Raw genomic sequence first — 9,407 nt, 5'->3', positions numbered from 1 at the left:
GAAAATCAACATCATTAAAACCTTCGGGTAGCTGTGGTCGACGAGACATCTGTTCTAGATAATGCATGGTAATGATGCCTAAGCATAGTTGGCGGCAGCTTAAGGATTTAGAAAATGCGATTGGTATTATTCCCGGGTATCAATTGCTGATCAAAACAAGAGCCAAGCCACTGCTCGATAATGATTGGAGCCTGAATAAAAGCAAGGTGATTGATGCACCACTGGTGGTGGGTGCCAGCCTTTTTGGAATCGGGTGGGGTTTACTGGGTGTCTGTCCGGGCCCGGCTGTAACGTCAGCATTTTCTGGCAATAGCGACGTGTGGATGTTCATTGCAGCCATGATGGCGGGGTTGTTCATCAGTCATCAAGTCAAAACTAAAATATTGAGATGAGCCACTTCTGAAAGATGTTTGTATAACCACGAAGATCACGAGGTACACAAAGGAAGAAAATTATCTCCTCCTTGGTGAACTTCGTGCTCTTTGTGGTTAAAAAATGCTTACTGGCTGACCTTCCGTTTACGAGGCTGTCTGCCTGCTGGCTTTGAGGCCTTGGCTGAATCAGGCTTCTTGGCACTGCTCTTTTTCTTCTTACCCGCAACCTTCTTTTTGCTGGAAGCGGCTGGCTTGCCCTTTTTACCCGTCGTTCTGGAAGATTTCCTGCCTTTCGGCTTACGACCCGATGGCTGACCATCCTCAGAAGCACCTTTAGCAGATGATGAAGAGCCCTTCCCTTTTTTAGCCGCTTCTTCAGCTGCCTTAGCTTCTCTGAGCAGTTTCGCCTTGGCCGCTGCAGACTTAAATCGACTGCCTAACGCAGCACTTCCTGATGAGCGGGATTTTTTAGCAGAACCGGACTTACTGGATGACTTTCTTCTTCCAGGCTTACTAAGCGCTGACAGCAGTTCAAAGTCAATCTTCTTATCATCCAGATCAACCTTACTGACCATCACTTCCAGTTCATCGCCCAGACCAAACCGACGTCCGGTCCGCTCACCGCGCATACAGTGATGCACATTGTCGTAAATGTAATAATCATCAGGCAGGCTGGTCACGTGAACCAAGCCCTCGACAAATACATCTTTCAGCTCAACAAACAACCCAAAGCCGGTGACTGAAGAGACGATACCGCTGAAGGTTTGACCAATATGTTGCTGCATATAGTCACACTTCAACCAGTCCATCGCATCACGGGTTGCCAGATCGGCCCGTCGCTCTGTCGCAGAGCAGTGCTCTCCCAGTGATTGGATATCACCCGCTTTGTATGGATAGATGCGTTTTTCAGGTATTGGGCTGGCACCCACACGAACCACATGCCGGGAAGGAATCTCTGAGCGAATAATGTGACGAATCGCCCTGTGCACCAGTAGATCAGGGTAACGCCGTATCGGCGAGGTAAAGTGCGCATAAGCCTTAAAGGCCAGACCAAAGTGCCCCTGATTATCACCACTGTAGACCGCCTGGCTCATCGAGCGCAGTACCACGGTCTGAATCACATGGTAATCAGGACGGTCTTTTACCTTAAGCAACAGTGCCTGAATATCACGAGGGGTGATTTTCCCTGAGGAAAGCGCCAGCCCCAGGCTGCCAAGAAAACTGTTCAGGTTAAGCTTCTTCTCCAGCGTCGGCCCTTCGTGCACCCGGTAAAGCCCTGGGAGATTATGCTTCTCAAGAAACTTCGCCGCGCACACATTGGCACATAGCATACATTCTTCAATGAGCTTGTGAGCGTCATTACGCTCCCTTGGCACAATCTGCTCAATCTTACGGTGGCGACCAAAAATAATCTGTGTTTCTACCGTATCAAAATCAATCGTACCCCGCTCTGCCCGCACGGATACCAATGTTTTGTACAGTGAGTACAGGTCCTCAAGGTGAGGCACTAGCGGCTTGTACTCTTTCCGTAGCTCCCGGCCCTCATCACTGAGGGACAACATATCCCAGACCTTGGTATACGTCAGACGGGCATGGGAGCGGATAACACTTTCATAGAATTTGTAACCGGAGATCTTGCCTTTGCCACTGATGGTCATTTCACAGACCATTGCCAGTCGATCTACTTCTGGATTAAGGGAACACAAGCCATTGGACAGAACCTCAGGCAACATGGGAATAACATGCCCCGGGAAGTAAACCGATGTCCCCCGGTTAACCGCTTCCTTATCCAGAGCCGAGCCCGGTTTCACATAATTAGAAACGTCCGCAATCGCAACAAAAAGTCGCCAGCCGCCACCTTTTTTCGGCTCACAATAAACCGCATCATCAAAATCACGGGCATCTTCACCGTCAATAGTGACAAAAGGCGTTTCCCGTAAATCGACCCTGAATTCCTTATCGGGTTCTGCTACCTCAGTAGTAAAACCCTTGCACTGTTTTTCTACCTCTTCTGGCCAGTCATGGGGGATATTATGGGTGCGAACAGCAACCTCAACCTCCATTCCAGCATCGGCTCTGCCACCCAGAATTTCCTTAACAATCCCCATAGGCATATTGCGACGCCCAGGCTGCTGGGTAATTTCCAGCAGAATATACTGACCCTCCGTTGGCATCAGTGGGCCTGGCTGGACAATAATTTCCCGGCTGATGCGGGGGTTCTCGGGCACCATAAAGGCTGCACCGGACTCGGTATAGTAGCGACCAACAACCTGTGTCGTATTTCTCTCAAGCACCTCAACCAGCTGACCTTCCCTGCGTCCCCGATGATCAACGCCTGATTCACGTACTACCGCACGATCGCCATCAAACAATTGCCTCATCTCACGGGGGGACAGGTAGAGGTCATCGCCACCACCATCCGGAATTAAAAAGCCAAACCCTTCTTTATTTCCCTGAACAATGCCTTTAATAAGATTCAGCTTACTGATCAGGGCAAAGGCGTTCTTGCGATTTTGCAGCAGCTGACCATCACGGATCATCGCCTTCAGACGAAACATCAGCGCTTCTTTCTGTTCTTCGTCGCTTATACCCAGTTCACGGCACAACGCACGATGACTGACTGGTGCTCCCCGCTCCTCAAGGTATTCCATGATATACAGACGACTGGGGATCGGGTTCTCATAGCGCTCTGCTTCGAGAGATGCCTGACTATCCTGGCTTTTCCACCCTTTTGACATGTGGTTATTGCACCTCTTTACCAGCTCAGGGCTGCTTTAGGGAAATAAAAATGCATTGTCATACCGTTTTCTTTTAGCTCAGGGCTTTCGCTAGCTCATGGCTACCTTCAGCTCGGGTCGTGGTGGAAGGAAAACATTGAATCCATTCTGTATTAGTACATGTATCGGCGAGTCAATGCAAAGAGGGGGTTAGGCTCTGTTGACATAAGGTTACAGGCTCAGCTAAAACCAGGGCATTCGTGGCCAGGCGCAGGAACGCAGGAATACCAACGTCTTTCAAGTTCCTGCAACGACGTCACGGGTGCTCTGGTTTGAGCCCGAAGGGTGGCTTGTATAGCCGCCTTCCAGCATCGTTGGACTGGTTGGATGTAGAACCACTACACCTGCACCAGTCCGCCTTGTGGAAGGCGGCTATATAAGCCACTGAATCTGCAACATTATGTCAACAGAGCCTACAATAAAATGCCAATAAAAGAATAGCCGATCCATCCCATGATAAACCGGCTATTTCTTTTTAAGAGAAGTCAGGGGCTATTGATGTTTCATCTCAAGTCCCTGATCGGAGCAATCAGGCAAACGGCTGACGCAGGACAATAGTTTCTACACGGTCAGGTCCGGTAGAAATAATATCAATCGGCGCACCGGTTACTTCTTCAAGACGCTTGATGTAAGCCAGTGCATTTGCAGGCAGCTCATCAAGACTCTTCACACCAAACGTAGACTCGCTCCAGCCTGGCATCTCTTCATAAACAGGCTGAACAGACTCGTACTCTTCAACATCAACAGGCGTAGTAATGGACTCACCATCAGCATTCTTGTAATCCACGCAGATGCGGATCGTTTCAAGACCATCAAGCACGTCCAACTTGGTCAGGCAAAGACCACTGACAGAGTTGATCTGAATAGCCTGTCTCAGGGCGACGGCATCAAACCAGCCACAACGACGTGGACGCCCGGTAGTAGCGCCAAACTCATTACCTACTTTGGCAAGATGGCGTCCATTTTCATCATCCAGCTCTGTTGGGAAGGGGCCTGAACCAACACGGGTAGTGTAAGCCTTGGTAATACCCAGTACGTAATCCAGGTACAGCGGGCCAAAACCGGTACCAGTAGAGGTACCACCAGCGGTGGTGTTGGATGAGGTTACAAACGGGTAAGTACCATGGTCGATGTCCAGCAGAGAACCCTGGGCACCTTCAAACAGAATATGGTCGCCACGCCCATGATGCTCATGCAGACGGTCTGAAACACGATCAATCATCGGAATCAGTTCTTTGGCCATGGCGAGGGTGTCGTCCAGAACGGTCTGGTAATCTACGGCTTCTGCCTTGTAGTAGTTCTGCAGGGCAAAGTTGTGATAGTCCATCACTTCTTTCAGCTTTCTGGCAAAACGCTCAGGGTGCAGCAGATCAGCAACGCGCAGACCTCTGCGGGCCACCTTATCTTCATAAGCAGGGCCGATACCACGACCCGTAGTACCGATTTTTGCTTCACCACGGGCCAGCTCACGCGCCTGATCCAGTGCCACATGGTAAGGCAGAATCAGAGGACAGGCCGGGCTGAGCTTCAGGCGCTCACGAACAGGAACACCAGTTTCTTCCAGCTGCTTCATCTCTTTCAGCAGCGCTTCAGGAGACAGCACAACACCGTTACCGATGTAGCAAACCACATCTTCCCGCAGGATTCCGGAAGGAATCAGGTGCAGAACGGTTTTCTCACCATTAATAACAAGGGTGTGTCCGGCATTATGGCCGCCCTGGAAGCGAACAACGGCTTCAGCCTGCTCTGTCAGCAGGTCGACAATCTTGCCTTTACCTTCATCACCCCACTGGGTGCCAAGTACGACAACAGTCTTACCCATGGAATCGGTCTCTTAGTTTCAATGCAATGCAGCCTGACGCTGCATCAGTAACTTTACAAATCCGCAGAACACCTGCGGAAAAACACGGCAATCGGTTGCCACCCCGAACGGCATACTGTTCCACCGGTACTTCCTGGCGGAGCAGACCTTGATGCCATTTTATAAAGGTTCAACCAACCATTCGCCGTCACGGCAGATCAGCTGATGGTTGCAACCCATGCCCGCTGCTTCTGTCCCTTGCCCGGGCAGTTGGCGAACTACCCGTTCCCCCTGCCGACGCAGGGACTGCACAATGGCAGCATCCGCATCAACAGGTGCAAAAATGGTTGTGCCTTCTATACAGTCATCTGTACTTTCTGCTTTCAGTTCCAGCAACGCCTTGAGGTCAGTACTGAAACCTGTCGCTGGACGTGATCGGCCAAAGGCTTCACCGATCCCATCATAGCGTCCACCTTTAGCGACAGCCTGCCCCTGTCCAGGCAGGTAGGCCGCAAAAACGACACCCGTATGATAGTTGTAACCCCTGAGCTCTCCCAGGTCGAAATAAAAACCAGTCCCTGGATAGAGGCTGGTAATATCTCTGGCAATCAATCCAAGCTCATCCAGGGCAGTGGCGACTCCCTCAGGGGCATCAGCCAGCTCACCTCTGGCCCGCTCAAGTATTTCCGGACCACCTGCCAGATTGGGCAGGCTTTTCAACATCCTCGCGGACGCCTCACTGATATCCCAGCGGTTTACCAGCTGTTCAACTTCAGAGATCGCTTTTCGCTGCAGGGCATCAAAGAGTTCCTGCTCCTGATCACCCGACAGTCCGGCCTGAGATGCCAGTAGCCGATATATCTGCACATGCCCGAGATCCAGGCTGACTGAATCGGCATCCACCTGAGCCAGGGTTTCCAGCATCAGGGAAATCACTTCCAGGTCACTTGCAACACCAGAGTGGCCATACAGCTCTGCACCGATCTGGATCGGCGATCTTGAAGCCCCCAGAGAAGCCGGGCGGGCGTGAAAGACACTGCCCGCATAACAGAGTCTTACTGGCCCATCCACTTTCAGGGTGTGCGCATCAATTCTTGCCACCGCAGGCGTTGTATCTGCCCTTAACCCCATGGTTCTGCCGGTCAATTGATCGGTTACCTTGAAGGTTTGCAGATCAAGGTCATGACCGACACCTGCCGTCAGCGATTCCATAAACTCCAGATGAGGAGGAATCACCAGCTGGTAACCCCAGCGGTCGAACAAGTCGAGCATGTCGCGCCTTAACTTTTCAGCACAACGGGCTCTGCCGGGAAGAATTTCCTCAATTCCATCAGGCAGCAGCCAGCGATCAGCGACGGTCATAACAGCCTCTCTTATTGTTACTGTGGAATTTTTTCTTCGCTCCTTTCCCACCGAGCCATGCCTGGTTATTGGAAAGTTTCCTAAGCGAAGTGGCTAACCATTGATCAGATACAGTAAAGCCACACCCACCAGCATGCTGATCAGACCGGCAATTCTGAGTTGCCGATCATCAATTTCAGCCAGCCGGCTCACTAATTGTCGCCAGCGTTGTGGGTAAAGAAATGGCACAACCCCCTCAAGCACCAGCATCAAGCTGAAAGCAATCAATAATTGCTGCCCAAAGTCCATTGCCCATTCTCCGCTGATGATACCAAACGAACTTTCTAACTCCCTGTTGCGTTGAAGATTTGAGCCTTACCCTGCGTTGGCAATCGTCGCCATATCTAAAGCTCAAGTTTTCATGTTCATAACGAGAGTCAGGAAGCACAACCGGTATTAGATCCCAGCATGGCCATGAGTTCACAGCCACACGTTCAATGAACCCACACACGAAAAAACCGGGCGAGGCCCGGTTTTGATAATATTACCACTCTATTAGCAAGAGTTCATTATTTGCCTTGCTTATCGTGGTTAAAGTAGCGGAAGAAATCACCTTTCGGCTCAATCAGCATGATGTCACCAGACTCTCCGAAGCTCTCTTTGTAGGCCTGAAGGCTACGATAGAAAGCGTAGAACTCCGGATCCTGCTGATAAGCTTTGGCATAAATCTCAGCGGATTTGGCATCCCCATCACCACGAACCATTTCAGACTGGCGGTAGGCATCGGCCAGAACAACCCGCTTTTCACGGTCAGCATTCGCCATGATACCTTCTGCCATCTCCTGACCACGGGAACGATAGTCCTGAGCCTCTTTCTCACGCTCGGATGACATCCGCTCGAATACGGAGTCACTGACCTGTGGAGGCAGGTCAATCCGCTTGATACGAACATCCATAACGCTGACACCAAGCTCCTTCTGGGCAACTTCATTCAGCGTTTTAGTCAATTCATCCATCATCTCATCACGCTGGCCAGAGACCACTTCGTTCAGAGTGAGGCTACCAAACTGGTTCCGCATGCTGGACTCAGCACGTTGGGCAAGCAGGTTGCTGGCACGGAATACATCCCCCGCCGTTGCACGGTAGAAGTCGTAGACATTATGAATTCGCCACTTGATGTAGGAATCCACAATAACCGCTTTCTGCTCAAGGGTCAGGAAACGCTCGGATGGGACATCAAGCGTCTGCAGACGACCATCAAACACCTTAACCTTGTCAATCAGCGGGATTTTTACATGCAGACCTGGAGGAATGCTGTCGCGAACCACCTGTCCAAAACGAAGTTGAACCGCTCTCTCCCGCTCGGAGATAACAAATAAACTGCCCCATGCCAGTATCACAACAACCAGGGAAATAATCAGTCCAGTGAAGGCTTTCTGACTCATCGACTTACCCTCCCCCCACTGACTCGCGAGCTATTGACGCGCTTATTCAATTCTTCTGTCACCCGGGTGGTAATCTCGTTTAATTCCTGTGCTGACAGCTGTCTGGAAGGCATATTGCTGCTGCCATGAGACTGTGTCAGTTTATCCAGCGGCAGATACATCATGTTATTGCCACCTTCAACATCCACCAGGACCTTGTTGGACTTACTGAACACTTCTTCAATGGTTTCAATGTACAGACGCTCACGGGTGACGTCCGGAGCCCGCTTATATTCGCCCATCAGCTTCACGAAACGATCCGCTTCACCCTCTGCCTTAGCGACAACCTCATCACGGTAACCGTTGGCATTCTCGATGATACGTTGAGCCTGACCACGGGCTTCAGGAACGATCTTGTTGGCATACACCTGAGCCTTGTTCTTAGCTCTTTCTTCGTCCTCACGGGCGCGGATAACGTCATCAAACGCTGCCTGCACTTCTTTTGGAGGATGAGCACTCTCAATGTTGACCTTGGCAACATTCAGGCCGGTGCCGTAGCTGTCCAGATAGGCCTGAAGGCGATCGCGCACTTCAATACCCATCACTTCACGGCCTTCAGTCAACACCTGATACATCTCGGAGCCACCGACAACATGGCGCAGAGCACTTTGTGTCGCTTCTTCCAGGCTCACCAGAGGTTTGGCAACGTTGAGCACATAGTCTTTGATGTCTTCAATGTTGTACTGAACCGACATGGCCACTTCGACGATATTCTCGTCTTCAGTCAGCATTTGCTGCAGAAGGTTGTACGTCCGCAGTTCAGTAACCCGCTCCTGAAACTTGGTTTCAATAGGAGGAAAGTACATATGCAGACCAGGGCCAACAGTCTCTGCATACTCACCAAACCGAAGAATGACGGCCTGCTCCTTTTCATCAACGGTATAGACCGCATTCCAGATATAAGCAGCAACAGCCAGAATCAGGATGCCAATAAACATTCCGGAAGAAGAGCCTGCCTGGGCACCACCACCGGAACCGCCTTTACGACCTCCCCCAAACATGGAATTCAGTTTTTCCTGAAATTTGCGAAAAGCATCATCCAGGTCCGGTGGTCCTTGCTTATCGCCTTTGTTACCACCGCCCCATGGATCCTGGTTATTTCCACCCGGCTCGTTCCAGGCCATATATGTCTCCGTAGAGTCAGCATCAAATTGAATTTTGGTTTGAGCATCCCTGTTACTGGGGACGACAGCTATTAAATCAATTGCCGGTCCATCAGAGGATGTGCATACCATAGTCACCTTCAGACCTTGAGAGCCTGCTAGGTATGACATGACGTCGCAGGATAAATTTCCAGAGCAGCCATCAACTTTCACTCCACCACAGGGGAGTAAAAAATGCAACGTATCCTTGCTGTCCGGGATCCTGTCAAACCTTTACGAGCACTCGATATGACGTGCACCGTAAAGATAGTTCCTGAGCCAGATTGTAGAGTTTGGATAGCGAATAGCGCAAGCCGAATTGGTAAAGACCGCAACGGATTTTCTTTACAAACACCGAATTATACCAATCGCATTTTCTAAATCCTTAAGCTGCCGCCAACTATGCTTAGGCATCATTACCATGCATTATCTAGAACAGATGTCTCGTCGACCACAGCTACCCGAAGGTTTTAATGATGTTGATTTTC

At 50.6% G+C, this 9,407-nt stretch carries 7 protein-coding genes; 1 reads left to right on the top strand and 6 read right to left on the bottom strand.

The features are described from left to right. Positions 1 to 71: 71 nt before the first annotated feature. On the top strand, positions 72 to 392 hold the full coding sequence (locus AK963_RS21370; protein WP_175404592.1) for a DUF6691 family protein: 321 nt from the start codon (positions 72 to 74) through the stop codon (positions 390 to 392). Between the two features lie 107 nt (positions 393 to 499). Here AK963_RS21370 and rnr read toward each other — a convergent pair whose 3' ends face one another. The 6 genes from rnr to hflK all read right to left on the bottom strand — a co-directional run bounded on the left by rnr (position 500) and on the right by hflK (position 8,901). Further along, positions 500 to 3,112, bottom strand: a complete 2,613-nt coding sequence (gene rnr / locus AK963_RS21365) for a ribonuclease R (RefSeq protein WP_066017451.1) — start codon at positions 3,110 to 3,112, stop codon at positions 500 to 502. A gap of 568 nt (positions 3,113 to 3,680) precedes the next feature. After that, the gene (locus AK963_RS21360) at positions 3,681 to 4,973 is read right to left on the bottom strand and encodes an adenylosuccinate synthase (protein ID WP_066017450.1); all 1,293 of its coding nucleotides are present in this window, start codon (positions 4,971 to 4,973) and stop codon (positions 3,681 to 3,683) included. A 159-nt stretch (positions 4,974 to 5,132) separates the two neighbouring features. Beyond that, a complete protein-coding gene (locus AK963_RS21355) occupies positions 5,133 to 6,314 on the bottom strand; it encodes an ATP phosphoribosyltransferase regulatory subunit (protein ID WP_066017449.1) in 1,182 nt (393 codons plus the stop codon). 93 nt (positions 6,315 to 6,407) lie between these two features. Continuing rightward, positions 6,408 to 6,602 carry a DUF2065 domain-containing protein gene (locus tag AK963_RS21350; RefSeq protein ID WP_066017448.1) on the bottom strand — a complete coding sequence of 65 codons (195 nt, stop codon included), beginning with the start codon at positions 6,600 to 6,602 and terminating at the stop codon, positions 6,408 to 6,410. A gap of 260 nt (positions 6,603 to 6,862) precedes the next feature. Then, on the bottom strand, positions 6,863 to 7,738 hold the full coding sequence (hflC, locus tag AK963_RS21345; protein WP_066017447.1) for a protease modulator HflC: 876 nt from the start codon (positions 7,736 to 7,738) through the stop codon (positions 6,863 to 6,865). Next, the gene (hflK, locus tag AK963_RS21340; RefSeq protein WP_066017453.1) at positions 7,735 to 8,901 is read right to left on the bottom strand and encodes an FtsH protease activity modulator HflK; all 1,167 of its coding nucleotides are present in this window, start codon (positions 8,899 to 8,901) and stop codon (positions 7,735 to 7,737) included. The genes hflC and hflK overlap by 4 nt, the downstream gene beginning before the upstream one ends. Between the last annotated feature and the right edge of the window lie 506 nt (positions 8,902 to 9,407).

It is taken from the genome of Endozoicomonas atrinae (genome assembly GCF_001647025.1).
In the GTDB taxonomy this organism is placed as follows: Bacteria; Pseudomonadota; Gammaproteobacteria; order Pseudomonadales; family Endozoicomonadaceae; genus Endozoicomonas; species Endozoicomonas atrinae.
The sequence above is the reverse complement of the archived record's forward strand: the minus strand, read 5'-3'. Positions and strand labels throughout refer to the sequence as shown.